Source organism: Brevundimonas balnearis, assembly GCF_042434805.1.
GTDB lineage: Bacteria > Pseudomonadota > Alphaproteobacteria > Caulobacterales > Caulobacteraceae > Brevundimonas > Brevundimonas balnearis.
Genome location: NZ_JBHLSW010000003.1, coordinates 558,528 through 574,120, shown reverse-complemented (window position 1 = coordinate 574,120; position 15,593 = coordinate 558,528). Strand labels below are relative to the sequence as shown.

Genomic DNA, 15,593 nt, shown 5'->3' with positions numbered 1-15,593 from the left:
CAGTCTCTCCGATCTAACGGTTGCGACGGGCGTGCTTGCCCGGCCGATGCCGGCTGCGGTCGCGCACGCCGAGCCGGGGCTGGGCGGCGTTCGGGTCGCGCGGGTCGGGATCGGACAGCATCTCGAACAGCAGGCCGCCGGTGACGGGCGTAGCCTCCACCAGCTTGACCTCGACCGTCTTGCCGAGCGGCCAGCGGCGGCCGGTGCGCTGGCCGACGAGGGCATGGGCGCGGTCGTCGTGGACGAAGTACTCGTCGCCCAGGCTGGAGACCGGGACGAGGCCGTCCGCCCCCGTCTCGTTCAGGCGGATGAACAGGCCGAAGCGCGGCACGCCCGTGATCCGACCCGGGAAGGCGCCGCCGATTCGGTCGGCCAGATAGGCGGCCATGTAGCGGTCCATCGCGTCGCGCTCGGCGGCCATGGAGCGCCGCTCGGTCTGGGTCACCTGCTCGGCGATCGCTGGCAGCTCGGCGATCTCGCGGTCCGTCAGGCCGTCCGAGCCCAGCTTCAGCGCCCGGATCAGGCCCCGATGCACGATCAGGTCCGAGTAGCGCCGGATCGGCGAGGTGAAGTGGGCGTAGCGGTCCAGGTTCAGGCCGAAGTGGCCGATGTTCTCGGGGCTGTAGATGGCCTGCATCTGGCTGCGCAGCACCACCTCGTTGACCACCTCGGCGTGGGGCGTATCGCGCATCTCCTCAAGCAGGCGGTTGAAGCGCTTGGTGGTGGCCGGTTCGCCCTTGGTCCAGGGCTTGCCGAGCGTCTGCAGGAAGTCGGCGAGGTTGAAGATCTTCTCCTGGCTGGGCGCTTCGTGCACCCGATAGATCAGGGGCGTGTTCCTCTGCTCCAGCGTCTCGGCGGCGGCGACATTGGCTTGGATCATCATCTCCTCGATCAGCCGGTGGGCCTGGAGGCTGACGCGGGGTTCGATGGAGGCGATGCCGCCCTCGGGGTCCATGCGGACGCGACGTTCCGGGCTTTCGATGGCCAGGGGCGCGCGCCGCTCGCGCCCCTTCAGCATGGCGGCGTAGGCGTTCCAGAGGGGATAAAGGATCGTGTCCATGATCGGACGGGTCGCGTCGTCCGGCTGCCCGTCGATCGCGGCCTGCGCCTGTTCGTAGGCCAGCTTGGCGTGGCTGCGCATCAGGCCGCGCACGAAGCGGTGGGAGAGCTTCCGCCCATCCTTCGAGAACACCATCCGCACCGCGAGACAGGCGCGGTTCTCGCCGGCCTTCAGACTGCACAGGCCGTTCGACAGCACCTCCGGCAGCATGGGCTCGACCCGGTCGGGGAAGTAGGTTGAGTTGCCCTTGGCCCGCGCCTCGCGGTCCAGCGCCGAGCCGGGGCGCACATAGGCGGCGACGTCGGCGATGGCGACCCAGACGATCCAGCCGCCCTCGTTCTTGGGATCCTCGTCGCGCTCGGCGAAGACGGCGTCGTCGTGGTCGCGCGCGTCGGCCGGGTCGATGGTGATGAACGGGACCTCGCGCAGGTCCTCGCGCCCCTTCAGGGTCGGCAGCGCCTGATCCTCGGCCTCGCGCTCGACCAGGTCGGAGAAGCCCGTCGGCACCCCGTGGGCGTGAATGGCGATCAGGGAGGCGGCGCGGGGGTCGTCCTCGCGGCCGATGGTCTCGATGACCTTGCCGCGCTTGGGCCCGTAGCGGTGCTCGCCCCGCTCGGGCGTGGCCAGCACCAGATCGCCGTCGCGAAGCTCGTCGGCGAAGGCCTGGGGGATGACCAGCACGTCCTTCGATCGGCGGTCCACCGGCTCGATACGGGTCTCGCGCGCGGCCTTCCTGACCACGCCCAGCACCCGGCCGGGGCCTGCGGAGTCCAGCCGCTTGACCAGCCGCGCCTCCCAGCCGTTGGCGGAGCGGCTGAACTTGACCAGCAGCCGGTCGCCGATCCCCGGCGCGGGGCCGCGATCAGCCTTGCGGTCGGGCACGAGCACCGCGCGCGGCGCATCCTCTCCGGCCTTGACCAGCTGGACGTAGAGCTCGCCGTCGGCGTCTCGATCGACGACGTCGGCGACGCCGACCGGGGGTAGGGCGCCGGCCTCGACGAAGCCGCGCCGGCCGCGGCGGCCCAGACGGCCCTCGTCCTCAAGCTCTTTCAGCATCTCGCGCAGCGCACGCCGCTCGACGCCCTTCAGGCCGAAGGCGCGCGCGATGTCGGCCTTTCCCTGCTCGCCGGCCTCGGAAAGGAAGCGAACCAGAGTCTCCTTGTCCGGGACACCGGCGGGCGTTCTGTTCTGCGGACGGCGAGGGGGGCGAGCCATATGTTCTGATAACGCGAGAATCGGCTCGCGGGTTGAACTTTGCGCCGAGGCGGTCCTCGGAGAGACGGCGTCAGCGCCGACGGACGACCTCAGGCGTCCGCCGGACATCCATCGGGTCGAATGTTGCGCCGCTTGACCTGGGTCGGGCGCCCGGCGAGCTTGCCGCGCGATTTCGCCGACTGGAGCCTTCCGAATGACCCTCGCGCCCGCGCCCGTCCTGACCGGTCCCTCGGGGTCGTTGCTGGACCTGATCGGCAAGACGCCGATGGTCGAGGTGACGCGCATCGACACCGGCAAATGCCGTCTGTTCCTGAAGCTGGAGAGCCAGAATCCCGGCGGCTCCATCAAGGACCGCATCGCCCTGTCGATGATCGAGGCGGCGGAGGCCGAGGGATGGCTGAAGCCGGGCGGCACGATCGTGGAGGCGACCGCCGGCAACACGGGCCTGGCCCTGACGCTGGTCGGTCAGGCCAAGGGCTACAAGGTGCTCCTCGTGATCCCGGACAAGATGTCCAAGGAGAAGATCCAGCACCTGCGGGCCATGGGCGCCGAGGTGCGCCTGACTCGCTCGGACGTGCCGCACGGGCACCCGGAGTACTATACGGACATGGCCGAGCGGCTGGCGCAGTCGATTCCGGGCGGCTTCTACGTCAATCAGTTCAACAATCCCGCCAACTGGGCCGCCCATGTGAAGACCACCGGCCCCGAGATCTGGGACCAGCTGGGCGGCAAGGTCGACGGTTTCGTCGCCGGGATCGGTTCCGGCGGCACCATCACCGGGGTCGCCAAGTTCCTGAAGAGCAAGGGATCGAACGCCGAGATCATTCTGGCGGACCCGGTCGGCTCGACCCTGGCGGGCATCGTCAACGAGGGCGTGCCGGGGCCGGAGGGCAGCTACACCGTCGAGGGCATCGGCCAGAACTTCGTGCCGGAGACCGCGGACATGGACCTGATCGACAAGGCCTATTCGATCCCCGACGCCGAGGCGATCGCCACGGTGCGCGAGCTGCTGCTGAAGGAAGGCATCCTGGCGGGCTCGTCGTCCGGCACCCTGATCGCGGCGGCGCTGCGCTGGTGCCGGGAGCAGACGGAAGCGAAGACCTGCGTCACCTTCGTCTGCGACACCGGGGCCAAGTACCTGTCGAAGGTCTACAACGACGCCTGGCTGGCGGATCAGGGCCTGGGCGAGCGCGAGATCCACGGCGACCTGTCGGACCTGATCACGCGGCGACCGGACAAGGGCGAGGTGGTGTCGGTCGGGCCGAACGACACGCTGGACACGGCCTTCAAGCGCATGCGCGGCGCGGACGTCAGCCAGCTGCCAGTGCTGGACGAGGGTCGGCTGGTCGGCATTCTCGACGAGAGCGACATCGTCCATGTCATGAACACCGACGAGATCACCCGCGAGGCGCGGTTCAAGCGATCGGTCGGCGAGGTGATGACCCGCGACCTGGACACGGTTCAGGTCGGAGAACCGCTGGACGCCCTGATCCCGCTGTTCGACCGCGACCGGGTGGCGATCGTGCTGGACGGAGAGCGGTTCGTGGGCCTGATCACCCGCACCGACCTGATCAATCACCTGAGCCTGAACCGCTGACCCGATGGCGAACCTGAAGAACCGGCAGGGCTTCTCCACCCGCGCCATCCACGCCGGCCAGCGGCCCGACCCGACCACCGGGGCGGTCATGACGCCGATCTACGCCACCTCGACCTACGCCCAGGAGAGCCCGGGCGTGAACAAGGGCTATGAGTACGCGCGCGGCAAGAACCCGACGCGGGAGGCGTTCGAGGCCTGCCTGGCGGACCTGGAGGGCGGGACGCACGGCTTCGGCTTCGCCTCGGGCATGGCGGCCACGGCGACGGCGCTGGAGCTGCTGGACGCGGGCGATCACGTGGTCACGGGCGACGACCTGTACGGCGGCTCGTGGCGGCTGTTCGAGCGGGTCCGGCGCCGGTCCATGGGGCTGGACTTCGACTATGTGGACATGAGCGACGTCGCGGCGGTCGAGGCGGCGATCACGGACAGGACCCGCATGCTGTGGGTCGAGACCCCGACCAATCCGCTGATGAAGCTGGCCGACATCGCGGCCCTGTCCGGACTGGCGAAGGCGCGGGGCCTGCTGCTGGTGGTCGACAACACCTTCGCCACGCCCTTCTGCCAGCAGCCGCTGGCGCTGGGCGCGGACGTGGTCATGCACTCGGCGACGAAGTATCTGAACGGCCATTCCGACGTGATCGGCGGGGCGCTGGTCACGGCCGATCCCGAGCTCGCGACGCGGATCAAGTTCCTTCAGAACTCGGTCGGCGGGGTGATGGGGCCGTTCGACGCCTTCCTGGTGAACCGGGGGCTGAAGACCCTGGGCCTGCGCATGAGGGCGCACTGCGAGGGCGCCCTGGCCGTCGCGCGCTGGCTTGAGGACCGGTCGGGCGTGGCCGAGGTGATCTATCCGGGCCTGATCTCGCACCCCCAGCACGAACTCGCTACCCGACAGATGAGCGGCGGTTTCGGAGGCATGGTGAGCGTGCGGATCGACGGCGACCTGGAGCGGACGAAGCGGGTGCTCGAGCGGGTTCAGGTCTTCACCCTGGCGGAGTCGCTGGGCGGCGTCGAAAGCCTGGTGAACCACCCCGCCATCATGACCCACGCCTCGGTGCCCAGGGAGGTGCGCGAGGCGGGCGGGGTCACCGATACGCTCATCCGCCTGTCCGTCGGAGTCGAGGAGGTCGACGACCTCATCGCGGACCTGGATCAGGCGCTGGGCTGAGGGGCGAGAGGCGAGGGGACCGACGGCCCCCTCGCACCGGTGGCTTATTCCGGGATCGACACGGCGTCGGTGACGTGGATCACGCCGTTGGACTGGAAGACGTCGGCCTGGGTGACCGTGGCCTTGCCGCCCTTTTCGTCGGTCAGGACGACGTTGCCGCCCTCGATGCGCGCGACCAGGGTGTCGCCCGAGACGGTGGTCAGGCGCGCGCTGCCGCCGCCGGCGCGGATCGCGGCCGTCAGATCGGCGGCCGAGGTGCGGCCCGGCACCACGTGATAGGTCAGCACCTTGGTCAGGGTCGCGCGGTTGGCGGGCTGCAGCAGGGTGTCGACGGTCCCCGCCGGCAGGGCGGCGAAGGCGTCATTGGTCGGGGCGAAGACGGTGAAGGGGCCCGGGCCCGACAGGGTGTCGACCAGCCCCGCGGCCTGGACGGCGGCGACCAGCGTCGTGTGGTCGGCCGAGTTGACGGCGTTCTCGACGATGTTGCGGGTCGGGTACATCGGCGCGCCGCCGACGGTGACGACCGCCTGCTCGTCGGCCATCATGCTCTGGGCGCAGGCGGCGGTGGTCAGGGCGAAGCCAGCCGCGACAGCGGCGAGGGCGATCCGGGAAGCTTGCATCGTGGGTGTCTCCGTTTGGCGACCGTCTTCTCGCGGTCGAGCCAAGAGACGAGGCAGGGGCCGCGCCGGATGCACCGACGCGGCCGAGCGCCGCACCTGCGCGTCGTCAGGCCACCAGCGAGCGGGCGCGGAAGCCCTCCGCCGCCTGACGGTATTCGCTGATCAGACGCCCGACCAGTTCGCCCGCCGGCAGGACGTCGTGGACCGCGCCCGCGCCCTGGCCGGCCGACCAGACCGTCTTCCACGCCTTGGCCTCGTCGCCCATGTCCAGCTTGTGCTCGGGCAGGGTCTTGGGGTCGATGCCGTTGGCCTGAAGCGACTTGATCATGAAGTTGGCCGGGATGCCCGAGACCGCCGGGGTATGGACGATGTCGGTCGCGCCGGACTCGATGATCATGTCCTTGTAGGCAGCCGGCGCCATGGCCTCGGTGGTGTTGATGAAGCGGGTGCCCATGTAGGCGAAGTCGGCCCCCATCATCAGGGCGCCGGCCACGTCCTGGCCCGTCGACAGACAGCCGGACAGGATGATCGTGCCCTTGAAGAAGGCGCGGACCTCGTTGATCAGGGCGAACGGGTTGATGATCCCGGCATGGCCGCCCGCGCCGTTGGCGACCAGGATCAGACCGTCCACACCGCTCTCGGCCGCCTTCCGGGCGTGGCGCACATTGGCGATGTCGTGGAAGACCACGCCGCCATAGCCGTGGACCGCGTCGACCACGTCGCGCACGGCGCCCAGCGAGGTGATGATCAGCGGCACCTTCTCCTCGACCGAGACCATCATGTCGGCCATCAGGCGCGGATTGGTCGGATGGACGATGTGGTTGACGCCGAAGGCCGCCGCGTCGGGCGTCAGCCGGGATTTGATCTCCTGCAGCCACTCCCGATAGCCCTCGGTGGTGCGCTGGTTCAGCGACGGGAAGGTGCCGATCACCCCGGCGTTGCAGGCCTCGACCACCAGGTCGGGTCCGGACACCAGGAACATGGGCGCCGCGATCACGGGCAGCTTCAGGCCCTTTTGCAGCGAAGCGGGAATGGCCACGGGCGTCTCCTCCGTTGTCTTTGACTACGCATAGCGGGCGTTATGGGGGAAGCGCAACGGGCGGGTTTTGAGACGGCGACAAACGCGTCTCTATCGTCTCAAAACTCTCAAAACTCTCAAAACCCCTGCGAAGGCGGAGGGTCGGACTCTATCACGGCGCACGGCGGGGAAGGCCTGAGGGCCGGACCCGTGGCGACCGCCATTTTCACCGCCCTCACAAGCGACTAAATCGCCGCCATGACCCACTACACCGAAGGCCTGTCCCAGCTCGGCGCCCAGACGGCCCAGCCGACCGATCCCGAGACGGCGGTTCTGGAGCGCGTGCCCAATCCGCACGCGGACACCCTGTATCTGGCCCGCTTCACCGCGCCGGAATTCACGAGCCTTTGCCCCGTGACGGGCCAGCCGGACTTCGCCCATCTGGTGATCGACTATGCGCCGGGCGACTGGCTGGTGGAGTCCAAGTCGCTGAAGCTCTACCTGACCAGCTTCCGCAACCACGGCGCCTTTCACGAGGACTGCACCGTGGCCGTCGGCAAGCGGTTGGCCGCGCTGCTTGAGCCGAAGTGGCTGAGGATCGGCGGCTACTGGTACCCGCGCGGCGGCATCCCCATCGACGTCTTCTGGCAGACTGGCAGCCCGCCGGAAGGCCTGTGGCTGCCGGACCAAGGCGTGCCGACCTATCGCGGGCGGGGATAGGCGCTTTTCAGCGTTCGCTCACCCGGCGCTCATGACCGGGCACGTCGTGAGGGCCTAGCGTCCCGCGCATGACCCATGCCCGTCCACCCCTCGAAACCTGGGGCCGCCGCTCGCTCGCGCGGGCTCAGGCGTGGGCCGACGGCGGACGATGGCGGCGGTACGCGTTCGAGTTCCTGTGGTTCGGGCTGAAACAGGCGTGGGCCTGCCTGTTCGGCGGACTGATGCTGGCGCTGATCCTCGGCACCTTCCTGTTCTGGCCAGAGACGGCGCCGGTCAGCCGCTACGACTTCCTGGTCGTCGGCGCGGTCGCCATCCAGATCGCCATGCTGGCGCTGCGGCTGGAGACCTGGGGCGAGGCGCGGGTGATCCTGCTGTTCCATGTGGCGGGCACCCTCATGGAGCTGTTCAAGACGGCCCACGGCTCCTGGATGTATCCGGAGGACTCGGCGCTTCGGATCGGCGCCGTGCCCCTGTTCTCGGGCTTCATGTACGCGGCGGTCGGCAGCTACATCGCGCGGGTCCAGCGCATCTTCCACATCCGGGTGAGGGGGTATCCGCCGCTGTGGACGACCTGGGTTCTTGCGGCGGCCATCTATGTGAACTTCTTCGCCCATCACTGGCTGCCGGACGTGCGTATCGCGCTGTTCGCGGCGACGGCGCTGCTGTTCGGGCGGGGCTGGTTCTGGTTCACCGCCGATCGGGCGAGGCTCAGGATGCCGCTGCTGCTGGGCTACGGCCTGGTCGCCCTGTTCATCTGGTTCGCCGAGAACCTGGGCACCTTCGGTCGCGCCTGGGTCTATCCGGATCAGACGGAGGCGTGGACGCCGGTGTCGCTGGCCAAGCTGGGCAGCTGGTATCTGCTGATGATCATCTCGGTGGTGCTGGTGTCGATCGTCCACCGCCCCGAAGCGGAGCGGTGACGGCGCGGGCCCGAAGGTCCCCGCCACGCGCCGAGGCCCGAACCGGCGCTGCGGCTCCGGTCAGGCGGCTCTGCGGACGCGTTCGACCACGCGCGTCATCCGGGCTTCGGTCTCCGCCCCTCTGGCGCGGATCTCCGCCAGCCGGGCTTCCGCCTGTTCAAGCGCCTCGAGCGCGGAGTCCCGGCTCCTCGCCAGGCCCACCGCGTCGGGCCGCAGGCGCCGGGGCTTGCGCCCCGCCAGACCCAGGCCGACGCGCCAGTCCTCGACCCAGGCGGTCAGGGCGGCGGCGGCGGCCCCCAACTGCTCGGGCGCGCTGTGCTCCGCGTTCTGCACCGCGCGCGCCAGCGGCAGCTGGCCGACGCCCGCCGAACGCGCGGCGATCAGGGCGGCGATGAGCCGGGCCAGCCGTTCGGCGCGGCGTTCCGGGCCCATGTCCTCGTCGTCGGTCTCCTGCGCCGCGTCCGGCTCGACGGCGGCCTCGGCCTCGTCCGGGGTCAGGCGTTCGACCCGCGTCTCGTGCGGGGCCGCGGCTTCCGCGTCCGCCTGTGCTTCGATCCGGCCCTCGCCGATCTCCGCCGTCGGAGCGACTTCCGGCTCGAGACGCGCCGCGTCGATGCGGTCCTTCAGCAGACCCGCTCCCGCGGCGATGGCGGCGTCGGCCTCGTCGATGGCCCGGCGGGCGTCCGCATGCAGGGTGTCGAGCGAGGCCGAACGGCGCGAGGCCGAGGCGCCGCGTTCAGCCAGCGACGATCCGGTGTCCGCCGCGCTGGCGGCCGCCGCGAGATACTCGGCGCGGAAGCGCTTCAGCCGGCGACCCCGGCTGTCGAACAGTCCGGCGAGCCCTTTACGCGGCTCCAGCGTCCGGGGATCGAGCCCCGCCAGCAGGTGACGCGCGTGCCGGATCAGGTCCGTCGCCTCGACGAAATCGCCATGTCGCGCCTCGGCCAGCAGGCGCTCGACCGCGCCGCGAAGACCCGCGAGCGCCCGCTCGGCGAAGGCGTCGTCCGGATCGGTCAGCGCCTCCTGACGGAGCGCCTCGACCCGCTCGGGATCGGCGGCCCCGCCCGGCGACAATTCGCGGACCCGCGCCTCCAGCGACGATGGCTCCATCACACCCTCCTATCCGGCCCCCTCAGCCGGCCGGGCGCACTATGCCAAAGTCTTAACCGATGGTGAAATCGTGTAGGCCGCCTCGGTCTTGGCGGCGACCTCTTCCAGGGTGACGCCGGGCGCCAGCTCGACGAGCTCCAGGCCCGCGCCTTCCGGCTTCACGTCGAACACCGCCAGGTCGGTGATGATCCGGTCCACGACGCCCCTGCCGGTCAGCGGCAGGGTGCAGGCCTTCAGCACCTTGGACTGGCCGTGCTTGTTGGCGTGCTCCATGACCACGACGACGCGCTTGACGCCGGCGACAAGGTCCATGGCCCCGCCCATGCCCTTCACCAGCTTGCCCGGGATCATCCAGTTGGCGATGTCGCCGGTCTCCGACACCTCCATCGCGCCGAGGATCGACAGATCGATGTGGCCGCCCCGGATCATCGCGAAGCTGTCCGACGACGAGAAGAAGCTGGTCTCCGGCAGGGCGGTGATCGTCTGCTTGCCCGCGTTGATCAGGTCGGCGTCGACCTCGTCGTCATAAGGGAAGGGCCCCATGCCCAGCATGCCGTTCTCGGACTGCAGGGTGACGGACACGCCTTCTGGAATGTGGTTCGCCACCAGCGTCGGGATGCCGATGCCCAGGTTCACATAGAAGCCGTCCTGAAGCTCCTTGGCGGCGCGGGCGGCGAGGTCGTCACGGGTGCGGGGCATGGGATCAGGCCTCGTGGTCGGGGGTGGGGGCGTTGTGAGGGGCGACGCCGGCTTCGGCGAACACCTCCTTGGCGATCATCAGGGCGTTGAGGGCGTTGGGGAAACCGGCGTAGAGCGCGACCTGCATCAGGGCCTCGACGATCTCGGTCGGCGTCAGGCCGACGTTCAGCGCGCCCTTGATATGGCCGCGCAGCTGCTTCGGCGCGGTGCCGAGCGTCGCGAGCGAGGCCATCGTGACCAGCTGGCGCTGTTTCAGCGCCAGCCCCGGCCGGGCGTAGACATCGCCGAAGCCGAACTCGACCATGAAGCGGGCGAAGTCCGGCGCGACGGGCGCCAGGCCCTTCTCGATGGCGGCTTCCAGCCCCGGGTCCAGCTCGGCCAGCCGGGCGGAACCGCGCGCGCGGCGACCGTCGGTCACGAGGCGGCGGGCGCGGCCGGCTCGACCGGCTGAGGAGGCGCCGCCGGCGCGGCCGTGTCGCCGCCGCGATCACGGATGGCGTCCTCGATGTCGTCGCTGAGCGAGCAGGTGTTCAGCATGATGATGAACAGGAAGATCAGCGCCCAGGTCAGCTTGTCGCTGATGCTCTTGAGGTGCTGATTGTCGGAGCGTTCGGACATTCGGTTTCCCCCGCTGGTCTGGTTCAGGCGTCGGCGCGCGCCCGCACGGTACGCTGTTCGATGCGCTTTTCGAATGACCCCTGGATCAGCCGATCGACATAGATGCCGGGCGTGTGGACATGATCCGGGTCAAGGGTTCCGACCGGCACGATCTCCTCGACCTCGACGACGCAGACCTTGCCCGCCGTTGCCATCATCGGATTGAAGTTCCGCGCCGTCTTTCGGTAGATGAGGTTCCCCGCCTCGTCCGCCTTCCAGGCCTTGACGATCGACAGGTCGGCGACCAGCCCGGTCTCCATCACATATTCGCGCTCGCCGAAGGTCCGCACCTCCTTGCCCTCGGCCACCAGGGTGCCGACTCCGGTGGCGGTGAAGAAGGCCGGGATGCCCGCGCCGCCCGCGCGGATGCGCTCGGCCAGGGTGCCCTGGGGATTGAACTCCAGCTCCAGCTCGCCCGCCAGATATTGGCGCTCGAACTCCTTGTTCTCCCCCACGTAGGACGAGATCATCTTCTTGATCTGACGGGTCTCCAGCAGCTGGCCGAGGCCGAAGCCGTCCACGCCCGCGTTGTTGGAGATGACGGTCAGGCCCTTGACCCCACTGTCGCGCAGCGCCGCGATCAGGTTCTCCGGGATGCCGCACAGGCCGAAGCCGCCCGACATCACGGTCATGCCGTCGAACGTAAGGCCATCCAGGGCGGAGCGGGCGTCGGGGAAGATCTTGCGCATGCCGTTTCTTTTCACCGTCTGATGAATAACCGGGGCCTGTCCGGTGATTAGGCCGGACCGCTCCGACGGGCAAGGGTTCGGCCGTCGCGGGGCGCGTTAACCCCGTTCCTCGCCTGTCACGCGCCCGTGATGGATACGGACGGCCGCATTGGGTTAAGACATAGCGGCGTTCCGAGGGGAGGCGACGTGCGGGCCTGGATCAACGGACTGACGGCGGCGCTGCTGGTCGGCGTGGTGCTGGGCCTGATGCTCACGCCCGACGGGCGGGCATGGCTGCGCCATCCGACCCTGATGCTGGGCGGCAGCGCCAACGCCTCGGCGTCGCCGGGCCCGGCGGCCCGACCCGAGGTGGAAGCCCTTCAGCCCGCGGCGACGCCGATCGAGGCGCCACCGCCGGCTCAACCCGCACTGCGCGCCCGCGCGGCGGATGGGCGACTGCGGATCGGGGTGTTCGGGGACTCCATGGCTGACGGCCTGTGGACGGCGCTCTATCGCGACCTCAACGGCCAGGGCGCGGAGGTGATCAAGTTCAGCGAGGTCTCCACCGGCCTGTCGCGCTACGACTATGTGAACATCCAGGCCAAGACCGCAGGCCAGATCTCGGAACAGCCGATCGACGTGGCGGTGATCCTGTTCGGCACTAACGACGCGCAAGGCATCGAGCTGGACGGAACGATCCACGCCTTCGGCACGCCGGGATGGAGGGCGGCCTATGCGCGCCGGATCGACGACCTGGTCGGGCTGCTCAGGAGCCGGGGCGTGGCGGTCTACTGGGTCGGCCTGCCCAAGATGAAGCGCGCCTCCTTCGACGAGAAGATGCGGCTGATCAACGAGGTCACCGGCGCGCGCATGCGGGCGCTCGGCGTGCCCTACATCGAGACGTCCGAGCTGACCTCGGGCCCCGACGGCGACTATGAGGCCTATCTGGCCGATGAGGCGGGCGGTCGGCCGCGCCTGATGCGGGCCAATGACGGCATCCACATGAGCATGGCCGGCTATCTGCGCATCGGGCGGCCGGTGGCCGAGCGGCTGCGCGCCGACGCCGGGCTGGAGCGGGCCGAGGCGGGCGCCTGAGCGTGATCGCGGGCGCGGTCATGGCGGCGATGCTGCTCGGCGCGCCGGCCCAGGAGCGACCGTATCAGCCTCTGCCCTCGCCGGTCAGCGCGACCTGTCCGCGAGGCGTGTGCCAGCCTGAAGCGCTGGGCGGGCTCGCGCGCGCGTCCGGGCCGCTCCGCATCGTGCAGTTCGGCGACAGCCACACCGCGTCCGGGTGGCTGACCGAAGCCTATCGCCGGCGGCTGGAGGCCGACCTCGGCCGGCCCGTGGAGCTCGCCGCGCACGCCGAGGTGGGGGCGACGATCGGGGCGCTGTCCGGGCGGACGCCGCTCCTCGATCTCAATGCGCCGCGCCCCGACCTGATCGTGATCGCCTACGGCACCAACGACGGCTTCGACGACGCCCTGGACCTCGGCGCCTTCGAGGATCGGCTGCGGGGCGAGATCGCGCGCGCCAAGGCCGAGGCGCCGGCCGCCGCCATCCTGATCCTGGGGGCGCCGGAGGCGATGCGGGGGGAAGGCGGCGGAACCTGTCCCGACGATCCCGAGGGTCGCTGGCGGGAGCCGGGCCTGCTGCCGCTGGTGCGGGACGTGCAACACCGGGTCGCGGCCGAGACGGGCGTCGCGTTCTGGGACTGGCGGGGAAGAATGGGCGGAGCCTGTTCGGCGCATCGGCTGACGCTCGGGCCCGAGCCGCTGATGCGCCGCGACCACGTGCATTTCAACGAGGCGGGCGCCGACTGGCTGGGGGGCCTGCTCGCCGCCGACATAATCTCGGCCGTCCGGGGGCGCTGAGATGCTGTTCCCGACCCTCGCCTTCGGCCTGTTCTTCCTCTTCGTCTATGTGGTCGCCTGGAGCCTTGATCGAGAGAACGGACGGCGCAAGCTGTTCCTGCTGCTGGCCAGCTGGTTCTTCTACGCCCAGTGGGACTGGCGCTTCGTCGGCCTTCTGATCCTCAGCGCGGTGCTGAACTGGGGCGTCGCGGCGCTGATCGCGCGGGACGACGTGGGACGGAAGAAGCTGCTGGTCGGCCTGGGCGTCGCGGCCAACCTGCTGATCCTGGGGATCTTCAAATACTACGGCTTCTTCGTCGAACAGGCCGGGGAGCTGCTGGCGCGGTTCGGCTGGGAGCGGGACCTGCCGCTGCTGGAGATCGTGCTTCCGGTCGGGATCAGCTTCTTCACCTTCCAAGGCATCAGCTACGTGGTGGACGTCTGGCGGGGCAAGACGCCGCCGGCGCGCTCGCTGCTGGACGTCATGCTGCTGATGTCCTTCTTCCCGCACCTGGTCGCGGGGCCGATCGTGCGGGCCTCGGACCTGCTGCCGCAGTTCGAGCGGGTGCCGCGTCTGACGCGAGAGATGGCCACGCATGGCCTGCTGCTGATCGCCTGGGGCCTGTTCAAGAAGACGGTGATCGCGTCCGAGCTGGCGGTGAACCTGGTCGATCCGGTGTTCTTCGATCCCTCGGCGCACTCCGCCGTCGATATCGCCGCGGCGACCTATGGCTATGCGGTGCAGATCTACTGCGACTTCTCGGCCTATTCTGACATGGCGATCGGGACCGCCGCGCTGCTCGGCTATTCGTTCCCCCGGAACTTCGACCAGCCCTATCGCGCCAACTCGATGCAGAGCTTCTGGCGGCGCTGGCACATCAGCCTGTCCAGCTGGCTGCGCGACTACCTGTACGTGCCGCTGGGCGGCGGCCGAAAGGGGCTATTCGCCTCGTGCCGCAATGTGATGATCACCATGCTGCTGGGCGGGCTGTGGCACGGCGCGGCCTGGACCTTCGTCGCCTGGGGCGCGCTGCACGGCGCGGTCCAGGTGGTCGAGCGCGTGTGGCGCCACTTCATGGAGGGCAGGGCCAGCCTGCCTCAGTGGCTGGGCGTGATCCTGACCTTCCACATCGTGTGCCTCGGCTGGATCCTGTTCCGGGCCGAGACCTTCGGCATGGCCATGCAGATGCTGCAGGGCCTCGGCCGCATGGGGCCGGTTGAGCTGCTGACCCCCTTCCTGCTGACGCTCATCGTCGGCGGCCTCGCCATGCACTGGCTGCCGCCGCGCGCGGTCGAGGGGCTGGCGGTCCGGCTGCAGGCGGCGCCGTCGCTGACCCTCGGCGTTCTGATCGGCGTGGCCATCCTTCTGGTCGAGGCGGTTCGGCCGGAGGGCGTGGCGCCCTTCATCTATTTCCAGTTCTGAGGGAGGCGGCGAGATGAGCGATCCGAACGATCCCGAAGATCCGCCTCTGGCGCCGTTCCCGACCCAGCCGGCGGCGTCTCCGTTTCCAGCGCTGGCGGACCAGGGGAGGCCGCCCGATCCGCCCAGCGACTGGAACGCCGGGGCCGACGCCCACGACCTGCCGACCCGTGAGAGCCGGCTGAAGGCGCTCGGCCGCTTCGCCTTCCCGCCGGACGAGCCGCCCGGCGAGCCGGAGCTGGCGGCCCGGGACCAGCGCTGGACCACGCGGGTGATCCTGGTCGCGACCCTGTTCCTGCTGATCTTCAACGCCGCGTCCATCCAGAACTGGGCGCGTCAGCAGCCGCCTGGCTGGACCACCTCCACCGTCCGTCAGCTGGGCGACGTCTGGGCGGCGCAGCTGGAACAGCTGGGCGCGGATCAGCCGCGCCAAGGCGTGCGCGAGGCCTATGAGGCCTTGCGCGGCCAGCGCTTCGTCGGGGCCGGAAACGACGGCTCGTCGCGTAGCTGAGAACGCGTTGCAATCACGCGCGGACGTGGTAAGGAGAACCATTCGCATCTGAATGGGTCTGACGCCCGTGTACGTCTGCAACTGCAACGGCATTCGCCAGAGGGATGTCGCCGCCGCCATCGAAGCGGGGGCCCGTCGGCCTCGCGACGTCTTCCAACGCCACGGCTGCGCCGCCCAGTGCGCCAAGTGCGTCTGCGAGATGCGCCAGATGATCCAGGAGCAGACGGCCGCCTACGCCCTCGCCGCCGAGTAACTGCGGACGATTTTCACACGCGTTTTCAAATGCTTGAAAAGCGCTCGCAAATGCGCCGGAGCCGGAATCGCGTGCTATGGTGGTCGTGACACCCGGCGCGGGCCGTC

17 protein-coding genes are annotated in these 15,593 nt (G+C 69.6%); 9 read left to right on the top strand and 8 right to left on the bottom strand.

From position 1 onward, the window contains the following. Positions 1-13: 13 nt before the first annotated feature. Complete coding sequence (gene rnr, locus ACFFGE_RS03975) at positions 14-2,275, bottom strand: ribonuclease R (RefSeq protein ID WP_376834517.1); 2,262 nt, start codon at positions 2,273-2,275, stop codon at positions 14-16. 193 nt (positions 2,276-2,468) lie between these two features. On the opposite strand from rnr, the gene ACFFGE_RS03970 reads away from it, so the two are divergent. Both ACFFGE_RS03970 and ACFFGE_RS03965 read left to right on the top strand, forming a co-directional pair. After that, the gene (locus ACFFGE_RS03970; protein WP_376834515.1) at positions 2,469-3,872 is read left to right on the top strand and encodes a pyridoxal-phosphate dependent enzyme; all 1,404 of its coding nucleotides are present in this window, start codon (positions 2,469-2,471) and stop codon (positions 3,870-3,872) included. 4 nt (positions 3,873-3,876) lie between these two features. Next, on the top strand, positions 3,877-5,040 hold the full coding sequence (locus ACFFGE_RS03965) for a cystathionine gamma-synthase (protein WP_376834513.1): 1,164 nt from the start codon (positions 3,877-3,879) through the stop codon (positions 5,038-5,040). 44 nt (positions 5,041-5,084) lie between these two features. On the opposite strand, the gene ACFFGE_RS03960 is transcribed toward ACFFGE_RS03965, so the two are convergent. Together ACFFGE_RS03960 and ACFFGE_RS03955 are read right to left on the bottom strand one after the other, a co-directional pair. Continuing rightward, positions 5,085-5,660, bottom strand: coding sequence for a fasciclin domain-containing protein (locus tag ACFFGE_RS03960; protein WP_376834511.1), 576 nt, complete (start codon positions 5,658-5,660; stop codon positions 5,085-5,087). A gap of 106 nt (positions 5,661-5,766) precedes the next feature. Continuing rightward, complete coding sequence (locus ACFFGE_RS03955) at positions 5,767-6,699, bottom strand: NAD(P)H-dependent flavin oxidoreductase (protein WP_376834509.1); 933 nt, start codon at positions 6,697-6,699, stop codon at positions 5,767-5,769. 237 nt (positions 6,700-6,936) lie between these two features. Between ACFFGE_RS03955 and queF the strand changes: the two genes are divergently transcribed. Then, positions 6,937-7,398, top strand: a complete 462-nt coding sequence (gene queF / locus ACFFGE_RS03950; RefSeq protein ID WP_376834507.1) for a preQ(1) synthase — start codon at positions 6,937-6,939, stop codon at positions 7,396-7,398. Between the two features lie 68 nt (positions 7,399-7,466). Then, the gene (locus tag ACFFGE_RS03945; RefSeq protein WP_376834504.1) at positions 7,467-8,318 is read left to right on the top strand and encodes a DUF817 domain-containing protein; all 852 of its coding nucleotides are present in this window, start codon (positions 7,467-7,469) and stop codon (positions 8,316-8,318) included. Positions 8,319-8,378: 60 nt separating this feature from the next. Here ACFFGE_RS03945 and ACFFGE_RS03940 read toward each other — a convergent pair whose 3' ends face one another. Genes ACFFGE_RS03940 through ACFFGE_RS03920 form a run of 5 tightly spaced genes read right to left on the bottom strand, consistent with a single transcriptional unit; the run spans position 8,379 to position 11,473 of the window. Beyond that, complete coding sequence (locus ACFFGE_RS03940; RefSeq protein WP_376834502.1) at positions 8,379-9,428, bottom strand: hypothetical protein; 1,050 nt, start codon at positions 9,426-9,428, stop codon at positions 8,379-8,381. Between the two features lie 39 nt (positions 9,429-9,467). Further along, positions 9,468-10,127 (bottom strand): 3-oxoacid CoA-transferase subunit B, encoded by a 660-nt coding sequence (locus tag ACFFGE_RS03935; protein ID WP_376834500.1) that lies wholly within the window; start codon positions 10,125-10,127, stop codon positions 9,468-9,470. Positions 10,128-10,131: 4 nt separating this feature from the next. Next, the gene (locus ACFFGE_RS03930) at positions 10,132-10,545 is read right to left on the bottom strand and encodes a carboxymuconolactone decarboxylase family protein (protein ID WP_376834498.1); all 414 of its coding nucleotides are present in this window, start codon (positions 10,543-10,545) and stop codon (positions 10,132-10,134) included. Continuing rightward, positions 10,542-10,745 carry a hypothetical protein gene (locus ACFFGE_RS03925; RefSeq protein WP_376834496.1) on the bottom strand — a complete coding sequence of 68 codons (204 nt, stop codon included), beginning with the start codon at positions 10,743-10,745 and terminating at the stop codon, positions 10,542-10,544. The genes ACFFGE_RS03930 and ACFFGE_RS03925 overlap by 4 nt, the downstream gene beginning before the upstream one ends. Positions 10,746-10,768: 23 nt before the next feature. Further along, entirely contained in the window at positions 10,769-11,473 is a 705-nt protein-coding gene (locus ACFFGE_RS03920; RefSeq protein WP_376834494.1) for a CoA transferase subunit A, read from the bottom strand. A gap of 186 nt (positions 11,474-11,659) precedes the next feature. On the opposite strand from ACFFGE_RS03920, the gene ACFFGE_RS03915 reads away from it, so the two are divergent. The 5 genes from ACFFGE_RS03915 to ACFFGE_RS03895 all read left to right on the top strand — a co-directional run bounded on the left by ACFFGE_RS03915 (position 11,660) and on the right by ACFFGE_RS03895 (position 15,486). Further along, complete coding sequence (locus tag ACFFGE_RS03915) at positions 11,660-12,547, top strand: SGNH/GDSL hydrolase family protein (RefSeq protein WP_376834492.1); 888 nt, start codon at positions 11,660-11,662, stop codon at positions 12,545-12,547. A 2-nt stretch (positions 12,548-12,549) separates the two neighbouring features. Beyond that, positions 12,550-13,323 carry a GDSL-type esterase/lipase family protein gene (locus ACFFGE_RS03910; RefSeq protein WP_376834490.1) on the top strand — a complete coding sequence of 258 codons (774 nt, stop codon included), beginning with the start codon at positions 12,550-12,552 and terminating at the stop codon, positions 13,321-13,323. A 1-nt stretch (position 13,324) separates the two neighbouring features. Further along, positions 13,325-14,725, top strand: a complete 1,401-nt coding sequence (locus ACFFGE_RS03905) for an MBOAT family O-acyltransferase (RefSeq protein ID WP_376834488.1) — start codon at positions 13,325-13,327, stop codon at positions 14,723-14,725. Between the two features lie 13 nt (positions 14,726-14,738). Beyond that, positions 14,739-15,233 carry a hypothetical protein gene (locus tag ACFFGE_RS03900; protein WP_376834485.1) on the top strand — a complete coding sequence of 165 codons (495 nt, stop codon included), beginning with the start codon at positions 14,739-14,741 and terminating at the stop codon, positions 15,231-15,233. Between the two features lie 67 nt (positions 15,234-15,300). Further along, on the top strand, positions 15,301-15,486 hold the full coding sequence (locus ACFFGE_RS03895; protein ID WP_376835209.1) for a (2Fe-2S)-binding protein: 186 nt from the start codon (positions 15,301-15,303) through the stop codon (positions 15,484-15,486). Positions 15,487-15,593 lie beyond the last annotated feature (107 nt).

Coding starts and splice junctions, on each gene's coding strand:
- queF (WP_376834507.1), top strand. CDS start 6,937: ATGACCCACTACACCGAAGGCCTGTCCCAGCTCGGCGCCCAGACGGCC.
- ACFFGE_RS03900 (WP_376834485.1), top strand. CDS start 14,739: ATGAGCGATCCGAACGATCCCGAAGATCCGCCTCTGGCGCCGTTCCCG.
- rnr (WP_376834517.1), bottom strand. CDS start 2,275: ATGGCTCGCCCCCCTCGCCGTCCGCAGAACAGAACGCCCGCCGGTGTC.
- ACFFGE_RS03920 (WP_376834494.1), bottom strand. CDS start 11,473: ATGCGCAAGATCTTCCCCGACGCCCGCTCCGCCCTGGATGGCCTTACG.
- ACFFGE_RS03960 (WP_376834511.1), bottom strand. CDS start 5,660: ATGCAAGCTTCCCGGATCGCCCTCGCCGCTGTCGCGGCTGGCTTCGCC.
- ACFFGE_RS03945 (WP_376834504.1), top strand. CDS start 7,467: ATGACCCATGCCCGTCCACCCCTCGAAACCTGGGGCCGCCGCTCGCTC.
- ACFFGE_RS03925 (WP_376834496.1), bottom strand. CDS start 10,745: ATGTCCGAACGCTCCGACAATCAGCACCTCAAGAGCATCAGCGACAAG.
- ACFFGE_RS03970 (WP_376834515.1), top strand. CDS start 2,469: ATGACCCTCGCGCCCGCGCCCGTCCTGACCGGTCCCTCGGGGTCGTTG.
- ACFFGE_RS03935 (WP_376834500.1), bottom strand. CDS start 10,127: ATGCCCCGCACCCGTGACGACCTCGCCGCCCGCGCCGCCAAGGAGCTT.
- ACFFGE_RS03965 (WP_376834513.1), top strand. CDS start 3,877: ATGGCGAACCTGAAGAACCGGCAGGGCTTCTCCACCCGCGCCATCCAC.
- ACFFGE_RS03905 (WP_376834488.1), top strand. CDS start 13,325: ATGCTGTTCCCGACCCTCGCCTTCGGCCTGTTCTTCCTCTTCGTCTAT.
- ACFFGE_RS03940 (WP_376834502.1), bottom strand. CDS start 9,428: ATGGAGCCATCGTCGCTGGAGGCGCGGGTCCGCGAATTGTCGCCGGGC.